The organism is Microcoleus vaginatus PCC 9802, from assembly GCA_022701275.1.
Classification (GTDB): domain Bacteria; phylum Cyanobacteriota; class Cyanobacteriia; order Cyanobacteriales; family Microcoleaceae; genus Microcoleus; species Microcoleus vaginatus_A.
This window is the reverse complement of record CP031740.1, coordinates 5,181,180-5,197,959: the sequence shown is the minus strand read 5'-3', so window position 1 is coordinate 5,197,959 and position 16,780 is coordinate 5,181,180. Positions and strand designations below refer to the sequence as shown.

Below are 16,780 nucleotides of genomic sequence, written 5' to 3'. Positions count from 1 at the left end.
GCTGTCTTATTAGTGGGACTTAAACAAGTTTTAAGCCCAAACAAAGCCCAAACTGGCTTTATATAAAGTAAATAGGTCCCTGTTTTCTTGCAACCAGCCAAAAAACCTGTAAGATATAGCTGTTCTAAAAGCTGACAAAGCTTCAGTAAATGTTGTTAAAGGTTGGTTAGCCCACTGCCGACGCAATCCTCCTGTTAACTGATGCCAAATGATAAAAGTATAAGCACAAAATACTAATATTAAATGTCGATAAAGGCTTCTCTTTCCTCGGATTTGATATTCTTTTAACCCTAGCCATCCTTTAGCTTCACGGTAAAACACTTCTACCCAATTACGTTGGGAGTAAGTTGTTACTATCCATGATGCTGTTGCCCGCTCACTGGCAGCGTTAGTCACTAAATAATCAACTTCTGTGGCGGTAGAACAAGTCGGAGCATTCATGACGATAGCGACTGTTTTTGGCCCGGACATGGTTGAGAATTCTACTGTGATAGTTGCTACCCACACAGTTCTGGGCTTTTCCCGATTTAGTGTAATAGCACTTAAAGCCTCTGCTGGTAAACGTTTTGCTAATTCTGAGAGTTTGAGTTCTTCGGGTTGTCGCTCGGGTTCTATTTGACAGACTACTTTTCGATTTTTGGCTAATCCTCCTACATAGGTTAACTTCCTTTTCTCTAACTCCTGCAAAAATCTACTATTATTCCCATAGCCTGCATCGATTAAAACTACTGCTGGTCGCTCTTTCCTTTCTAAGCATTTGTCAATTAGTTTGATGGCTATATCGGGTTTTTTAATAAATTCTGGATTTTCTTTTCCTTGAGGTAACGAATGAGCGTGTTGATATAATTCAACATCAAGTGGTAGGCTTTTCACTCCATCATATAAGTGTGTAGTTACCACTACTACACCATTATCTGTTTTTCCGATTTCTCCAATATATTGCCGACCAACTCCTGCTGTTAAATTGCCACTTTTTCTGTGACCGGAATCATCTATTATCAGAGTAAACCCTCTGCTGATATGAGTCTGCCTACACTGCTGCATCACCTGCAACCGTCGTTGGTTAACTTGCTGGGCATTCCAAGGAGCTTCTGTCAAAAAATGATGCAATCGGTTGTATGTAACTCCTATACAGTCTCTTGACATCTGAGTCAGGTTTTTTCGCTCACTTTCTCCCAATAATCCCCCTAAATAGTGCTTAAACCCTGTTTTTTGGGCTTGATGGCTAAAAACATCGTCAAAACGACGACACCATCGATCGAAGCATGGTGGCATGGCGCTAGGAGTTGTTTCTTTCATTGCGCGTTTTTGACGTAAAAAGCTTAACCTGACTACATTATACTATTTTTAGCACAATTTTTTTGTTTAAGTCCCGTTAGCAGTTAGTTCCATAATGACTCTAACTTGCTCGCCCACGGAATAGTCTTGTGAGATCAGCGCAATGCCAGCATGAGATTCCTCTCTGCCAAGGAACTCAGTATGTAACGGACAGAAGTCTCCAATATTGTGACTGTACAAAACTCTGTTTTGACTGGCAGCTAGCCGAAGTTGTTCTTCGTCGATTAATCCTTCTGTTTGAGTTTCGTTGACGGTGGTTACATCGACTTGACGTGCCCGTAATGCCCGTAGTAGGGACTGATCCTGGGAGTCTTCATCTAGGTAAAGCCTAATCTCACTCATGCTTCTTTACCAAAGTTGCTGTACAAAGCTTCAAGACGCTTGGCTTGTGCTGCTTGATTAATTAAATCAGTTTCAATTTCTGGGGTGTTGGCATGATAGTAAGTTAATGCAGCGTAGACTTCGGCGAGGGTGAGATGTCCGATGCGATCGCCAATCTCTTCAGCAGTCAATCCTCGCTTGTACCAGGTTACAATCCGGCGAACGGTAACGCCTTTACCGACGATGTGAGGACATCCACCATGCAGTCCGGGAGTGCGTGTAATGAGCGTACCAATGTCAATAGATACTACTGCGGTCATAAACTATCGAAGTTTGAATGGACTAATCTCTATTACAGCATAGCGATCGCAGAATTATATCGCGGTGTGAATTTCGAGCGATAAATGAGGTAAGCTAGAGACAAAGGTTTCAAACAATTTTAACCAATGCCAGCATCCGTTGCTTATCTGTTTGACAGAATCACAGTGAACCCAAGAAAATGTGGCGATCGTCCCTGCATCCGGGGAATGCGGATTCGAGTCATCGATATCCTAGAGTTGCTGGCTGCGGGTTTGAGTTTTGAGCAAATTCTTGAAGAATTGCCAGACTTGGAACTTGAGGATCTCAAAGCTGCGCTTCTCTATGCAGTTCGCAAACTCGATCGTCCCGTTTTAGCAGGATGAAAATTTTGTTGAATTCTCGTCTATCGTCAGCAATTGCTGTGTGGATTACTGCTACTTTTGGTGAAATACATCAGCGATCGAGCGATCGGCGGTATCTTTCTATTATATTGGGTATTGTACCGCAACAGCGATACAATTATAATTTAGAGCGATAAACTTTTCTGTTGGGGAACCTACCAAAAGCCTATTTATTCAGTGCTGGAGATGCGCGTAATGCAGGTGATGCATTTTAGACTGACTAGGGCATTCTGTGAAAAATTCAAAAAATTCCGTTGAACGTGGAAATCATGTCAGATAGCAACATTAGTTTAATAGTTATTACTTACGAAGACTGGCAGTCTTGGAGAAGCAGTTGCTGTTATGAGAAGGAGTGGCCAGGATGCCATTGGGCTTACTTTTTGAAGGCTGGCGAAGCAATCCAAAAATTGGATGTTGAAAAATGTAAGAGGATTTATGTCAGTCCTCAAGCAAAAGTATCGGAAGTTATTAGAGAAGCGAGGAAGCATTTTGCTGGTTTTGACAAAGATCGTTGGGAGCCATCACAAAATTTTTATGGTTATAAGGAAGACCCAGATTTTGACTACGCGATCTCATATTCCATGTACTATCCCGCTGCAAACGATGGGATAGTATCAGAAGACACCAGAATATCAAAGCTAGGCATACTTGAAGATGATCTGATCGTAATACGGAAAATAAATCATAAGCCTTATAATTTTGGTGTCCAATATTGTATGGCTTTTGTTAAGCACTTTGATGATTTCCAGGAAATGGTTCTGAATGGAAAGGATTCACGTAAAGACAGATATACTAGCTTCAGTAGAGATACTAAATTTGATGTTGTTTTGCTGTATACAGACGAGGATGTTGAATTAGCTAAGTATATACGTGAACATCTAGACGAACTGCATCAAATGTCAGGCTCAGATACTACTGTTTATGTTGTTGAAGCTCCGCATGGTAAGATCCATGCGGCAGAATTTTGGAAAGCAAGACTTGAGCAGAAAGCCTATTATGCATGGTCTCTTCTTGGTTGGACACGCAGTAGCCCATATAATAAGTCTGAAACCTATAAAATAGCAAGAAGCCTTGGTATCTACCCCAATACATTTCCTTGTTTGGTGGTATCTCATAAAAATAATTACCAAGACAAGGTTACATTGCCTATTTTTAGCGATTTTTCAAACTTCTTTCGTAACTTCTTTACGAATATGCAGCGCTCTGTGGACGAATTGGAGAATGGGGCAAGATTTAGCCAACAAGAACTACTTAGCCAACTTCGTAATGCTATGGAGCAAGTTGAGAGGGCCGAACCAATTGAAAAACAACCAAAAACAGCTCGTAATTTACAACCAGGAGTGATTATAATGGCTGAAAAACCCATTTTTAATATTAACCAGCAAGGCGCAACTATCGGTGTTGGTGTTGCGACGGAAGGAAGTAATGTTAGGTTTGTTCAACATGCAAAACAAAATGTTAATATTCCGGAGCAGGATCTAGTTGAAGCAACTCAAAAGATACAAGATTTGTTGAGTCAACTTTCTCTCAGTTATCCAATTAGTAATACTAATGAGCAAGAAACTTTCATTCAAAAGTTTTTTGAGTTGCTTGAGTCTACACCTGATCTAGTCAAGGTTCTTTTCGCGGGTGGCATTGAAGGATTGAAAATTTTGTGTCCACCTGCCGGGATTCCTATTGAGATGACCCGCCGCTTATACGATAGTCTTCAAGAGCGTTATGCTCAGATTTAAGTTAAAGTCAACAACGGTCTAACAATCCGCTTGCACCCGACCAATTAGAGTCTTTTCGTTGAGTTCGAGAGGCTGTTTGTGGCGGGTGAAGCGGAACGTTGGGTAGTGGCTTGAATGTATCTATCCAATTCCAACCCAAAGGTGAATGCCATGCAAGCTAAACTTCAAGAACAACTTTCTCCTGCTGATGCCGAAATCATTTTGAGACGCTTGCCAGAACGAATTCAAGCGGCTCTAATTGCGCGTGCTGCGGAAATTGAATATCCGATCGCAGCGGTGATCGAAATGGCGATCGCCAATTTTCTCGACACAGAAGCATTAGGTTTCGTAGATTGCAAACCAGGACGCGGGCAGTAAAATCGAGAACTCGCAGGCGATGAAGTTTTTGATAAGGTGAAAGTGCGATCGCTAAAATGATGAATAGATGTTGCTGCCAAGATAACCATGACCACCATCACCCTCAACCTCTCTCCCGAACTCGAACAGCAGATCCGCACTGAAGCATCTCGACAGGGCGTTGAACCCGATCGCTACATCCTCAACGCCCTGCAAGAACGCCTCCAGCCTAGACTTCCAACCACCCAACCTACTGAAGCCGACTTGCTGCAACAAATTAACATCGGCTTTAGTGCACAAACCTGGGAAGAATACCATGCCCTCATCGCCAAGCGTCATGCCGAAACCCTGACTCCCGAAGAACACAAGCAACTGATCCAAATGAGCGATCGTCTTGAACAACTCAATGTTGCCCGCATTCAAGCCTTAATTCAACTCGCAACCTTCCGCAACCAACCTCTGACGGAGCTCATGCAAACCCTCGGCTGCCTGCGGGTTCTTCCGTCTATGATAATAAGTAGTTAGAATCAAAAAAATGTATGCCAGTTGTAGCAGTTAAAACTTACATAGAGTATCGGAATGATGCCTATTGGGTTGAAGGAACTCGGATTTCTCTTGACTCGATCGCCTATGCTTTCCAACAAGGATTATCGCCCGAAACTATTGTTCAGTCTTTCCCACTACTGACACTGGAACAGGTTTATGGGGCAATCGCCTTTTATCTAGCCAACCGCGCTGAAATCGACGCTTACTTAGCCGCCGAAGAAGCTGCATTTGATGCCATGCCTCAACCTCTACAAACCAGCGATCCAGCTTTGTACAACAAACTGATTGCAGCTAAAGCAGCAAGACAGCAGGTGCGATCTTGAATATTCGCTACCAAGCTGATGCTGACTTGAATCAGGCAATCGTCACAGGATTACTGCGACGAGAATCTACAATCGACTTTCAAACTGCCTTTGCTGCTGGGTTAGAAGGCGTTAAAGATTTAGAAGTGCTGGCAATTGCAGCACAGCAAAGACGTGTTCTCGTCAGCCACGATCGCAAAACAATGCCATCGGAATTTGCTGAGTTCATTACTACTAATCAGAGTGCTGGAGTCATTATTGTTTCCCGAAAAATACCGATGGAAGTTGTCATCGAAGAACTACTCTTGATTTGGGCAGCATCTAGTGCAGAGGAATGGGTCGATCGTATTGCCAAGCTACCCCTTTGATGCAAAGTAAAACAGATTTTTTACACTATAGCAATCGCCAAGACGGTTGCTATAAGATTAATTCGACTGAATCTGCGAATTCAAAACCTTAGATATTCGATCGCGCGTTTCCTCCAAATGAGCCCGCGTATAAGCATCCGCATTCCGATCCAAATTCCGAATACTCTTGCTCAAACCCTCCCGCAACTGCCGCAACTCGTACCAAGCCAAGCTCCGCGCATCCTCTGGGACATTCGTTTTTCGCAGCACCATTCCGATCAAAATTGCTAAATGTTCCCGCTGCAAAGAACGCCGAAAAGTTGAAATTTGCATCTTCTTTTCCGGCTGCAAAACCTCTTTCCAGATATCCTTTTGCACAGTATCCAACACTTCCGGCAACCTCAAAGCAGTTTCCGGCGCCGATTTTAACTCGGCATCCCGCAGCCTCGCCAGCCGCGTCGGAGATAGCAAAACTCGCAACACAAACCGCTGCAAAAAAGTAATTCGATCGCCGATCGGGTAATCTAGAGGAAACACCAAAGCCGGACTTCCCCAGTGCTCCCAGCGCGAAGGCGCCAATTTGTTGAGCAACTCCGGCGCAAAACTAAACGCATCCGGGGCAAAAACGTACTTCTCTAATGTTGCTAAAGCTTCTCGCTGCTGAGAAAGTTCGATCGGCACAAACGGCAACTTCGCATTAGTATCTCCAGGGCGAATCCGATTAAACGACTGTCCCCCCACATACAAAGTCGCATTCATCACCTGCTGAACATAATACCCAAACACCGAATCAAACATCACCCGCAGTTCGTTATAACCGTCTTCCCCAACCGGAGTTCGCTTTTCTAAACGCTTCCACATCGCCCTAGCATTATCCAATTGCCATTGCGAGTACCTCAGCATATTGGCGCTGAGATCAAAGCTATTTGCAGCGGGATCGAGAATATCAACAGAATCCTCATCCGGCGCGTAAGCTAATTGCTGTTCCGCAGCGCGGCTGGCAATTTGTTGCAGCGCTGGTAAGTCGCTGTTGGGGTTTGGGCCGCCAATCACCTTGTAACCATACTCGATCGCCCAATCGTCATAAGGCCCTACAATCGTTGGAAAATAGTCGCCCTGCACAGTTCCCTGCGGTGCCAAATTAATCGGCACATAATCCATCACCGACGCCACCATACCTTGCGTGCGAGTTACCTGAGTATTGTTCAAATCCTCCGGTTGCAGCATCGTACTCCCGTGAAAATTGTGCCTCAAACCGAGAGTATGACCGACTTCGTGGGTAGTCAAAAATCGGATAAATTCATTCACATAATTGTCAATCGTCCCACTGCTAGGCGCTGCATTTTCCAACAGTGACCTCGACATTGCCCCGATCGCAAACTGTCGGCTCGATTCCAACCCAAAACACATATCCGAACTCGACATCAACCGCGATAAAGGCGAGCGTTTTTGCTCCTGGTATCTTTCTACCAAAGTCGGCAAATCATCAGCAATTCCACCTCGATCATTTTCCCCGCTGCTTTTTCCTAAATCCCCATTTTCTAACAGATTCAAATAGCGAGAATACATCCCGAACTGACAGGGATTAGTATTAGAACCGTTTCGCCCTTGAAAACTCTTAGATACCGAGCGATTTTGTTCCACCAAAGACCGATAGCCTTGTTTGATTTGCCAGACAATATTAGCATCCAACAGAATGTCAGCATCTAAAATTTGCCCCGTCAGCGGGTTAGTGCGAGACGGCCCAATGCCGGCAAACTGAGGATCAAAAGAACTCGACCAGCGAATAGTATTGTAGCGAACGTCAGCCGGGTCCCATTTAGCATTGTCCGGCATTTGTTTGACCTGAATTGCCTCAGTAAAACCTGCTTTTTCAAAAGCTTTGTTCCACTCCAAAACGCCCTCGCGAATTGCGTTTCGGTATTCGCGAGGCACATTATTTTCAATCCAAAAGACGATCGGCTGCACCGGAGGCGACATCGGCGCCGTCGGGATTTGCTTTTGCAAATGCCAGCGATTGATATAGCGCACAAAAGGCTCGCGGCCGCTCTTGTCAGAAAAGTCCTTATATGCTGTGAGGAAATAGCCCACTCGCTCATCCGCAAGTCTGGGGCGGTAGCCGTTATTTAGCGGCACTTCCGAGAAACTGTAGTGAATGCGGAGGTTAAAAGCCCGACTGTCAGGAACCGAAGGTAAATAGTTAACCGCACTGTCATCATCGCTAGAAAAACCGTAAATAGAAGCAATTTCCACATTCAGCGGAAACGCTTTAACATCTTTAAAATAAGACTTGTCTTCATCGATCGAGTAAGAAGCGCCCAAAATCATCGGCAAAATCGCTTTTACCCCTGGTAAATCCCGCTTTTCGCTCATCAGCAAATCGCCTAAATCGATCAGCAGAGTTTGTCTTTGCGAATGAATGCTTTTGAGCGGCAAAGAATAGAGAATCGACTCGCTAAATCCCCGTTCTACCGAACCTGCTTGCGGGTCGCCCGGCCTTGTGCGAAAGTTTATATTTGGTATCACAAACTGCACGTTATTTTGGACGCGCCGCAGTTGAAATAAGAAATCGCCGATCGGCATTCCGCTCAAAATGCCCGCTTCCCCCAAACCCGATGCCAATGTCACAAAGCACAGGAACTTTTTGTCGAGTTGTTGCGGTTTAATTTCCAGATATACTTTATCAGTTGCTTGATTGCGGTAAAGAGTAAATAGTCCCTCTAACTTTTGTGCGTCTTGGACAACCTGTTCAAAGGGTGCCAGAGTTTGCTGTTCGCCACTTTGTTCGTTGCTGGGCGGTCCAGAGGATAAAGCTAAAGGTAACCAGAAACCTTTATACAAACTGAAACAGAAAAATGCTAAAGATAATATAAAAAATATCAAAGGCAGATTTTTTCTCGGAATTTTTATCTGTTGATTTTTGCTATTTTCAGGAAATATCAATCTTTTCATTTTCAGTATTTAGCCGCAGGAAAGAATAGTTTTGAGATAGTCGCGCCGCACTCCCAACGCTGGGAGCATCTAACTTCTAAAATAACTCAAAACTCAAAAGTCAAAACTACTGTTTCGCCGGCCAGGGAATCATGGGATCTTGAGCCAACCGCTTAGAAACTGCAATAGCACCGTAACGGTTGAGGTGGCTGGGGTCGGAAAAAGATTCCCGCGCCTGGGGCCACAATAAACTATTATCTAGGAAAATTAGTCCGCTTTGGGCTGCTAATTCTTGCATATATTGCCGGAATTCTTGTTCGTAACCTGTCCGCACCGGGTCTAAATAATCTTCCGTCAGAGGCATATTCACAAACACGAGATTGATGTTGCGAACCTTGGTAAATTCGATCAAATTTTTGAGTGCTAGAGCTTGTTCGCCTATCAATTTAAAATTTTGATAGTCGGAGTCGTAATAACCAGATACTTTCGGGTGCTTCTGAAAGTAAGTCTCGGGATTGAAGCGTATATCGATCGGCAAAAAGCCATTTGGTTGAAACTCGCTGACGGGTTTACTCGCAGCAGTTGGCTGGGAATTTTCAGTTGTTTGTTGACCCAGGGCTGGCGTTTGGGCGATCTCGGTTGCAACAGGGGCTGATGGATTGGCGAGCGATCGCAAAAACCCTTTGAGTCGATCGCGCTTTTTGTAAATTGCAGAACTCTCAACCAACTTTTGACTCACCAATTGCTGAACCTTAGCTTGAGTTTGTCCCAAATTGTTCACCAATTCAGTGGCAGTCGCCACCGGATTGTTGGCGCTTTCGTTCGATGTTTCGGATTCTAATTGATTGGTGCGGATCAGAAAACTACCCCGGCTCAATTGCCTGTAACCTTCCGAAGAAGCGATCGCACTAAAAGTCAAATCCGGCCGCCCGCTGTTTAGAGCCCTCGCCCCGTCCGCCAACACCAGCAATTTCGGCAGTTGTTGCGGCGGCAAAATCCGGCGGATGAGCGAATCTACAACCTGGAGAGTAGCTCCATTAACCCCAAAATTGTAAGCCCTCAGCCCCGGGTAGCCCGAAGCTGCCAAAGCTGTTTCCAAAACCGCCGGGTCGATGCCCCGCAGCGCCCTCGAACTACCGACAATTAAAATATCCGGCGGTTTTTTGTGCAGGTGGATGTACTCTTGATAGCGCGCTATCTGCTCGTCAAGCTGCTGGCTCCTCAAAGTTGGGAACACCGCAGGAGCAGAAACATCAGCTACAGGAACGCTAGTATTTCCCGGTTTCGTAAACCCAGAGCCATTAAAAGCCTCTTGCTGGTTGGCTTCCGGCGACGGCTGCAACGGAGTTTGAGGCAAATTTACCTCCCCAGAAGTGGGAACGGGGTTCGGGGTTTCGTTCGGAAGTCGGGCTGTAACGTCGCCCAAAGCCTTGGGGGCTGAATTTTGACAATTTGGGCCCTTACAAACTTCCGAGGCGCTAGGAGCTTGACTGACCGTCGCAGATTGCAGAAATAGACCGAGGAGCCAATCGGTATTGAAAGTCAGCAGACAGCCCGCGATCGCCCAAATCAAAGCCATTCCCGCCGCGCGATCGGCTCTCACGCCTCCCGGCGCCGCAGCATTCGTTGATAAACCATCGTTGGGAACAAACAAACCCGAAGCGACAAGCGGTTGCACTGCAGCTTGAACTAACTGCTCGCCCAGATTGTATCCGGGGAGTCTGATTTTGAAGCGGGGTCGCCAGGAGTTGGGCGCCGGAGCATCGAACACCAAATTGTCGCCCAAACCCGAAAAACTCCCATCCTCCGCCGACGCAAACTCCGGCACCGGTTCCTTTTCCAACACAGCCACTTGAGAGGGAGCCGGTGCGGGTGCCGTCGCTGATTCCTCGTCAACAGCCGTTCTGAGGTCGATTGCGTAGCGCCACAGGGGCAGTTTCTGGCCCGCGCGGCGTCCGTAGACTCGCACCCCTGACACTCCCGGAATTTGTAACTGCCGCAAAAATTTAGCCACCGGCGGCCCGACCTTCGACTGAGAAGGACAAGTCAGAGCTTCAGTCATGACGTGCAGCACGTCGGCTTTTTGCAGCACGACCGCCCGAATCCCTCCTGTTTCCAGCTTGCGCCTGAGACTAGGGTTGAGCAACCTGTTCAATAAAAAAGTCAAAGCCAATTGGTCGCCCTCAGCAGCCAGCGTTCTGGTGCTCGCAGCCAAGTCGGGATGGTGGGCAGCAGGCAAGTCCACCCAGTCTATCCAGACCGGCGACTCGGGCGCTGCCTGAGAGTCCTTGGCTGGTTCTACGCCGTAGATAGTAGCTGCGCGGAGGCCTTGGGGCGCGAAGGAGGCTAACAAAGGGGCGATCGTGTCGGTGGTTTGCTGCTTGTCGGGGTATTCTTGCCGTTTAGTCTTTTGTCCTTTTTTGGCAGTTTTGCTGCAAAACAGGTGGAGGGTTGCTTCTTTGAGGGTGGCCCGCACTTCGACTCTCGATGCTGCCAAGTGTTGGTTTAGCAGTTTGGCGATCGCAGGTACGTCTCCCCACCTGGCCCATTCCTTGAGAATTTTGTCCGGCGAAGTCAAATCCACCCGCAGCACCCAGTCCGGCTTCGCTTCGCCGCTGACTTGGCTGCCGATTAATGCTTCCCGGAAATCCTCTAGTTGCAGTTTCCGCAGCCTGCCGGCGATGGGTTCTGCCAGCAAGGAAGGGTCGGGGCTGTAAGCTGACTCGCACAGCACCAGCAGCCGGCGTTCCTTGGGCTTGATATTTTCCGGCGCCTGAGCCGGCAGGTTTTCCCGGTTGCTTTTGAGTTCTTTTTCGCGAATGCTTACTTTCACCGAAACTCCCATCGGCCCGAGGATTTCGCTGAGATAGCTGGCGATCGCATCTGGATAGCCCCGGCGCGCCAAAGTTTCCGGCGAAACCGTCAATGTTCCACCGCGATCGCCCTCGCCTGAGTCAGCTTCGGGGGATTGAATCAAAGCCACCGCGCCACGGCTCGCTTTCTGCTGCGGGGGAACGGCGGAACTAAAAGCTTCCCGCGTCGCAGCAGCCGAAGTGTCGATCGTCACGGCGGAAGTTTCAAAAACTTCTGGGTATTGAATCCGGGAGGCGATGGGCAGACTTTCGGCGTCAAAATCCAGTTCTTCCCGTACTTGCGGCGGGTGGGCCGATGTTTCTACCGGTTTTGGTGTGTGTTTGAGTTTGTGGTTGTCATTATTAAATTTGCCGAAAAATCCGCCTCTTTTACTGCTTCCTGGCGGTTCCTCGGGGGAACTCACTGGCGGCGGCACTTCGGCAACTTTTGGTTCCGGTTGCTGTGGCTGTGGCTGTTGCTGTCGCTGCGGACTGCTGCAATCGAGCCGGACTGTCCAGTCATTTTGTCGGGAACCGATTTTGCGACCGCACAGAAACAACTGGTAAATTTTAGGTCGATCGGGCAGCAGTCGCGTTAAATCAGTGTGTTCGAGGGCGTTGGTGAATCTCGCCGTCACCAATTCTTGAGACGGACACTGCGCTGCTTCGCACAAAATGTGCAGGTGATTTCCCCGCAAACGCGCTTGTACTTGAACTTCGGGAAGCCCTAAAGCTTCTTGCGCCCACTGCGACGCGCTCGATCGATTGTCTGCCAATATGCTCCCGTTCGCATTCAACATGAAACTCTAAATTTTGCCAAAGCTGGTTTTGTTTTCTAGAAATAGCACAGTTACAGATTTTACAGACAATTATTTGATTTGCCGAGCCTAACCGTTTTGTTTGGTTTAAGCCATGCTGGACTTAGTGTCTTGCCTTGTATCCCCTCGGCTTCGAGCCGTTGGGGAATATTTTTTTGATAATACCTCGACATTTTGGCACAGATAGGTCCAAATTAAGCCAACCAACAAGTTATTCGTCATTAGTCATATCGTTTCCGTTTGCATCCCAATAATAATTAGACCTCTCTCATAATTCTTGTGGAACAGGCATCCTGCCTGTTCAAGACCGGCTTTTCTGGAAATGTCTATTATTTTCCGACTGTAGTGCTGTGGTTTCGTTGGGCTACGCGGAGAGAGTCGCACGATCGATAGCATTCGGAGAGTATCCCGATTTTATACAAAGCGTTTTTTCCAAGTGCGAGCTTAATATCTCGCGACAAGATATTTATACACTTGGCTACGCGGGGACGATCGCTTGCAAGATATCATTCGGATGTCACCGGATTTGATCTCAGAAGTCATTAGTCAGAAGGCAGCAGTCAAGATGATTATTTGCCCTGTAAACTGAGGATTACGGATTGACACAGGAGAAATTTATGCCGTCGGAAAACCAAGACTTGCTCAAAACTAAAACACCTAACAGTCCAAAGTTGCCAGTTCCCTCAGACATTTTATTGAGCTTGGTCGCCTTACCCATGCTGGGCGGGTTGGTGGTAGCTAAAGCTGCTGCTGAGTTTGTTGCGTCGATCGGCGTTGAAAGCGAAGAAGTCTTTCGGGGCTCGCGCCTCCCCGTGCTCAACTTTCCTCAATCACACGACTAGAAAGCCCAAGGAAGGAGGCAGCAGCTAGAAGTTAATTTTTTTGACCCCGCCCAAAAACGGATACCAGCCCCCGACTTCTGTCGTGGAGAGATCAAAATTTTCGACCCTAGTTCAACTTCCCAGATTCATCTTTGGAGTAAATCTAAAATCGTTCGACTGACCGCGACTCGGCTGAGCGCTCGCCGAACGTCTCACGCCGATCGTCTAAAATCTCAAACTGCAAGTTAACTGACCTGAAAGCTTGACAATCAGTACAATCCGTGCTGGAAGAATCGGTCTTTCCTTATACCTTGTAAATAAGTGCCTTTTACTTTCTACCTTGTAATAAGTTGTCTCAAATTTGACTGCAAACAAAAGTGTTTTAGGCGAAACTAAACAATACAATTTTCTTGACACCCGCAGCTATTGAGGAACAGCCCGATGAGTTCAGTCCTCCAGTCTTCAGAACAGGCTATTGATGCAACATCTATTTCCCATTTTCCCGCTTACTCAAAATCAGACCTGTTTCTGCGCAATCGCCTCAAAGTAGTAGAGGACTTGTGGGAATCGGTGCTGCGACAGGAGTGCGGGCAGGAATTGGTGGATTTGCTCCAACAAATGCGATCGGTCAATTCCGCCGAGGGACAGGCCACTCACTTTCGCGACTCGAATGTCGTACAGCTAATCGAAAAGCTCGACCTTAACGCCGCCATCCGCGCCGCTCGGGCTTTTGCACTGTATTTCCAGTTAATCAACATTGTCGAACAGCACTACGAACAGCGAGACCAACAGCTAGCTTACGCTAGCAGCAACGACGCTGGGGGGCGGATGTTTTCTAAGCTGCCAGGACAAGCAACGGATGCCCCCGATCGCCCCCGGCATAGGGAAGGCCCAAGCCCCACCCAAACAGCTTTGAGCAAGGCAGACAGCAGCGAGACGATCGCCCGAGACGCCGGCACTTTTCACCAACTGTTCCCGATGCTGCTACGCTTGAACGTGCCGAGCCAGCAAATCCAGCGCTTGATCGATCAGTTGGACATCCGCTTGGTATTCACCGCTCACCCGACGGAAATTGTCCGTCACACGATCCGCACTAAGCAGCGGCGGATGGCGAAGATTCTCCAACAGCTAGACCAAGTTGACGAGAAATTTCAGGTACTCGGGGCAGACCCTCAAAGCCCTTACCCGGTGTCTTGCTGGGAAGCGGCCGCTCTCCAAGAGCAACTGATGGAAGAAATTCGCCTCTGGTGGCGCACTGACGAACTGCACCAATTCAAGCCGACTGTGCTTGACGAGGTGGAATACACTCTCCACTACTTCGAGGAAGTTCTGTTTGATGCTATTCCCGAACTTTACCACCGCTTAAAGCAAGCTCTGCACGCTTCTTACCCTTATCTCAAACCGCCTAGTTACAATTTTTGCAAGTTCGGTTCTTGGGTGGGTTCAGACAGGGACGGCAACCCTTCTGTGACTCCGAAAGTTACTTGGCAAACGGCTTGCTATCAGCGCCACTTAGTGCTAGAGAAGTACATCGGTGCGGTGAAGCGGCTGAACGAACTTTTGAGTTTGTCGCTGCACTGGAGCGACGTGCTGCCCGAATTGCTCGAATCTCTCGATCGCGACAGATCGGAATTTCCCGATGTTTACGAGCAGTGGGCGATCCGCTACCGCCAAGAACCTTATCGGTTGAAGCTGGCCTACGTGCTGCAGCGACTGGAAAATACGCGCGATCGCAATTGGCGGCTCTACAAAGGAGACGAGTTGCAGCGGGAGCGCGAAGCTTTGTCGGAAAATCCCGGAATGACCGGCCTTTATCGATCGGGAGCTGAGTTTTTGACCGAGCTCCAGCTCATCGAGCACAATTTAGTGGAAACAGGTTTGAGCTGTCGAGACTTGGAAAATCTGCTTTGCCAAGTAGAAATTTACGGGTTTAATTTGGCTTACCTAGATATCCGCCAAGAGTCAACAGTACACTCCGACGCTTTGAGCGAAATTGCTGAATACTTGCAAATTTTGCCAAAGCCTTACAATCAAATGTCGGAATGCGATCGAGTTATTTGGCTCGCAACTGAACTGCAAACTCGCCGCCCTTTAATTCCAGCAGAATTGCCGTTTTCTCCCAAAACTTGCGAGACGATTAATACCTTCCGAATATTGCGGCAAATGCAGCAGGAGTTTGGTCCGGAAATCTGCCAAACTTACGTAATCAGCATGAGTCACGAGGTCAGCGATTTACTGGCGGTTTTACTATTAGCAAAAGAATCAGGGCTTTACGATCCGGGTACAGGAATTAGCAGTATTCAAGTAGTTCCCCTGTTTGAAACGGTGGAAGATTTGAAAAAAGCGCCGGAAGTAATGCAGCAGGTATTTGATCTACCGCTTTATAGGGCTTTACTAACAGGAGGATACGCGCAGGAAATAGCGGAAAAAAGCGAAGAAAATATCCAATGTCCACTCGAAACTCTCAAATTGCAAGAGGTGATGCTGGGCTATTCGGACAGCAATAAAGATTCTGGTTTCCTCAGCAGCAATTGGGAAATTCAGAAAGCTCAAAAGGCTTTGCAAGTGGTTGCGGAAAAACATGGTGTAGAGTTGCGGATTTTTCACGGCAGAGGCGGTTCTGTAGGACGCGGCGGCGGGCCTGCTTACAAGGCAATTTTGGCTCAGCCTGGAAAGAGTATTAGCGGGCGAATTAAGATTACCGAACAAGGCGAGGTTTTGGCTTCTAAATATTCTTTGCCGGAGTTGGCGCTTTACAATTTGGAAACTGTAGCGGCGGCGGTAATTCAAGCTAGTTTGCTACACACTGGTTTTGATGGCATCGACCCTTGGAATGAGATTATGGAGGAGTTGTCGGTGAGATCGCGATCGCACTACCGCCATTTAATCTACGAACAGCCGGATTTAGTCGATTTCTTCCACCAAGTTACCCCGATTCAAGAAATCAGCCAGTTGCAAATTAGTTCTCGCCCCGCGCGTCGCGGTGGCAAAAAAGACATCAGCGGTTTGCGAGCAATTCCGTGGGTGTTTAGCTGGACTCAAAGCCGCTTTTTGCTGCCTTCTTGGTACGGTGTCGGCACAGCTTTGCAAGAGTTTTTGCTGGAGGAACCGGAAGAACACATGAAACTTTTGCAGTATTTCTACTTGAAATGGCCATTTTTTAGAATGGTAATTTCTAAGGTGGAAATGACTTTATCTAAGGTGGATTTGCAGATTGCAGAACACTACGTGCAGGAGTTAGCTTTGCCGGCTGACAAGGAGCGTTTTAAGGCTTTATTCGACCAAATTGCTGCCGAATTTCACTTGATTCGCGATTTGGTTTTAACGATTACCGGACACCAGCGTTTGTTGGACGAAGATCCGTCGCTGCAGCGTTCGGTGCAGTTGCGAAATGCGACGATTGTGCCTTTGGGTTTGTTGCAGGTTTCGCTGCTGAAACGCTTGCGGCAGCACGGTAGTGGCGGGGTTCCGGGGGTGATTCACTCGCGTTACAGCAAGGGTGAATTGTTGCGGGGAGCTCTGCTGACGATTAATGGAATTGCTGCGGGGATGCGGAATACCGGCTAGGGAAAGAGTTTTGAGCATTAGCGACGTGATATAGGGGAAACGGCAGTGCCGTTTCCCTACCCTGATTAACTGTAGGGAAACGGCACTGCCGTTTCCTAGCTATGGGTAATATTAATTCCGAGGCTACCGGATTTGATATTAGTGGTAAGGTGCGCCTCGGCGCACCT

At 47.5% G+C, this 16,780-nt stretch carries 13 protein-coding genes; 8 read left to right on the top strand and 5 right to left on the bottom strand.

What is annotated here, in order from left to right; translation table 11 throughout:
• Positions 1-30 precede the first annotated feature (30 nt).
• From D0A34_21360 to D0A34_21350, 3 genes are all read right to left on the bottom strand, one after another.
• A complete protein-coding gene (locus D0A34_21360) occupies positions 31-1,299 on the bottom strand; it encodes an IS701 family transposase (protein UNU21044.1) in 1,269 nt (422 codons plus the stop codon).
• 66 nt (positions 1,300-1,365) lie between these two features.
• The gene (locus D0A34_21355; GenBank protein UNU21043.1) at positions 1,366-1,680 is read right to left on the bottom strand and encodes a hypothetical protein; all 315 of its coding nucleotides are present in this window, start codon (positions 1,678-1,680) and stop codon (positions 1,366-1,368) included.
• Positions 1,677-1,979, bottom strand: a complete 303-nt coding sequence (locus tag D0A34_21350; GenBank protein ID UNU21042.1) for a DUF433 domain-containing protein — start codon at positions 1,977-1,979, stop codon at positions 1,677-1,679. The genes D0A34_21355 and D0A34_21350 overlap by 4 nt, the downstream gene beginning before the upstream one ends.
• 126 nt (positions 1,980-2,105) lie before the next feature.
• Between D0A34_21350 and D0A34_21345 the strand changes: the two genes are divergently transcribed.
• The 6 genes from D0A34_21345 to D0A34_21320 all read left to right on the top strand — a co-directional run bounded on the left by D0A34_21345 (position 2,106) and on the right by D0A34_21320 (position 5,645).
• Entirely contained in the window at positions 2,106-2,342 is a 237-nt protein-coding gene (locus D0A34_21345; GenBank protein ID UNU21041.1) for a DUF433 domain-containing protein, read from the top strand.
• A gap of 287 nt (positions 2,343-2,629) precedes the next feature.
• Complete coding sequence (locus D0A34_21340) at positions 2,630-4,093, top strand: hypothetical protein (protein ID UNU21040.1); 1,464 nt, start codon at positions 2,630-2,632, stop codon at positions 4,091-4,093.
• A gap of 150 nt (positions 4,094-4,243) precedes the next feature.
• Positions 4,244-4,450: a hypothetical protein gene (locus D0A34_21335; GenBank protein UNU21039.1), complete on the top strand. Its 207-nt coding sequence runs from the start codon at positions 4,244-4,246 to the stop codon at positions 4,448-4,450.
• Between the two features lie 87 nt (positions 4,451-4,537).
• Positions 4,538-4,954 carry a hypothetical protein gene (locus D0A34_21330; GenBank protein UNU21038.1) on the top strand — a complete coding sequence of 139 codons (417 nt, stop codon included), beginning with the start codon at positions 4,538-4,540 and terminating at the stop codon, positions 4,952-4,954.
• A 14-nt stretch (positions 4,955-4,968) separates the two neighbouring features.
• Positions 4,969-5,298, top strand: a complete 330-nt coding sequence (locus D0A34_21325) for a DUF433 domain-containing protein (protein UNU21037.1) — start codon at positions 4,969-4,971, stop codon at positions 5,296-5,298.
• Complete coding sequence (locus D0A34_21320; protein UNU21036.1) at positions 5,292-5,645, top strand: hypothetical protein; 354 nt, start codon at positions 5,292-5,294, stop codon at positions 5,643-5,645. The genes D0A34_21325 and D0A34_21320 overlap by 7 nt, the downstream gene beginning before the upstream one ends.
• A gap of 57 nt (positions 5,646-5,702) precedes the next feature.
• On the opposite strand, the gene D0A34_21315 is transcribed toward D0A34_21320, so the two are convergent.
• Together D0A34_21315 and D0A34_21310 are read right to left on the bottom strand one after the other, a co-directional pair.
• Entirely contained in the window at positions 5,703-8,576 is a 2,874-nt protein-coding gene (locus tag D0A34_21315; GenBank protein ID UNU21035.1) for a DUF5117 domain-containing protein, read from the bottom strand.
• Between the two features lie 106 nt (positions 8,577-8,682).
• Positions 8,683-12,207: a hypothetical protein gene (locus D0A34_21310; GenBank protein ID UNU21034.1), complete on the bottom strand. Its 3,525-nt coding sequence runs from the start codon at positions 12,205-12,207 to the stop codon at positions 8,683-8,685.
• A gap of 635 nt (positions 12,208-12,842) precedes the next feature.
• On the opposite strand from D0A34_21310, the gene D0A34_21305 reads away from it, so the two are divergent.
• Both D0A34_21305 and D0A34_21300 read left to right on the top strand, forming a co-directional pair.
• A complete protein-coding gene (locus D0A34_21305) occupies positions 12,843-13,067 on the top strand; it encodes a hypothetical protein (GenBank protein UNU21033.1) in 225 nt (74 codons plus the stop codon).
• Between the two features lie 420 nt (positions 13,068-13,487).
• Complete coding sequence (locus D0A34_21300) at positions 13,488-16,613, top strand: phosphoenolpyruvate carboxylase (protein ID UNU21032.1); 3,126 nt, start codon at positions 13,488-13,490, stop codon at positions 16,611-16,613.
• The last annotated feature ends 167 nt before the right edge of the window (positions 16,614-16,780 follow it).

What these genes read in the sequence shown, in the direction of transcription:
- D0A34_21330 (UNU21038.1), top strand. Translation starts at nt 4,538, where the DNA reads ATGACCACCATCACCCTCAACCTCTCTCCCGAACTCGAACAGCAGATC.
- D0A34_21300 (UNU21032.1), top strand. Translation starts at nt 13,488, where the DNA reads ATGAGTTCAGTCCTCCAGTCTTCAGAACAGGCTATTGATGCAACATCT.
- D0A34_21355 (UNU21043.1), bottom strand. Translation starts at nt 1,680, where the DNA reads ATGAGTGAGATTAGGCTTTACCTAGATGAAGACTCCCAGGATCAGTCC.
- D0A34_21310 (UNU21034.1), bottom strand. Translation starts at nt 12,207, where the DNA reads ATGTTGAATGCGAACGGGAGCATATTGGCAGACAATCGATCGAGCGCG.
- D0A34_21315 (UNU21035.1), bottom strand. Translation starts at nt 8,576, where the DNA reads ATGAAAAGATTGATATTTCCTGAAAATAGCAAAAATCAACAGATAAAA.
- D0A34_21335 (UNU21039.1), top strand. Translation starts at nt 4,244, where the DNA reads ATGCAAGCTAAACTTCAAGAACAACTTTCTCCTGCTGATGCCGAAATC.
- D0A34_21305 (UNU21033.1), top strand. Translation starts at nt 12,843, where the DNA reads ATGCCGTCGGAAAACCAAGACTTGCTCAAAACTAAAACACCTAACAGT.
- D0A34_21360 (UNU21044.1), bottom strand. Translation starts at nt 1,299, where the DNA reads ATGAAAGAAACAACTCCTAGCGCCATGCCACCATGCTTCGATCGATGG.
- D0A34_21340 (UNU21040.1), top strand. Translation starts at nt 2,630, where the DNA reads ATGTCAGATAGCAACATTAGTTTAATAGTTATTACTTACGAAGACTGG.
- D0A34_21350 (UNU21042.1), bottom strand. Translation starts at nt 1,979, where the DNA reads ATGACCGCAGTAGTATCTATTGACATTGGTACGCTCATTACACGCACT.
- D0A34_21345 (UNU21041.1), top strand. Translation starts at nt 2,106, where the DNA reads ATGCCAGCATCCGTTGCTTATCTGTTTGACAGAATCACAGTGAACCCA.
- D0A34_21325 (UNU21037.1), top strand. Translation starts at nt 4,969, where the DNA reads ATGCCAGTTGTAGCAGTTAAAACTTACATAGAGTATCGGAATGATGCC.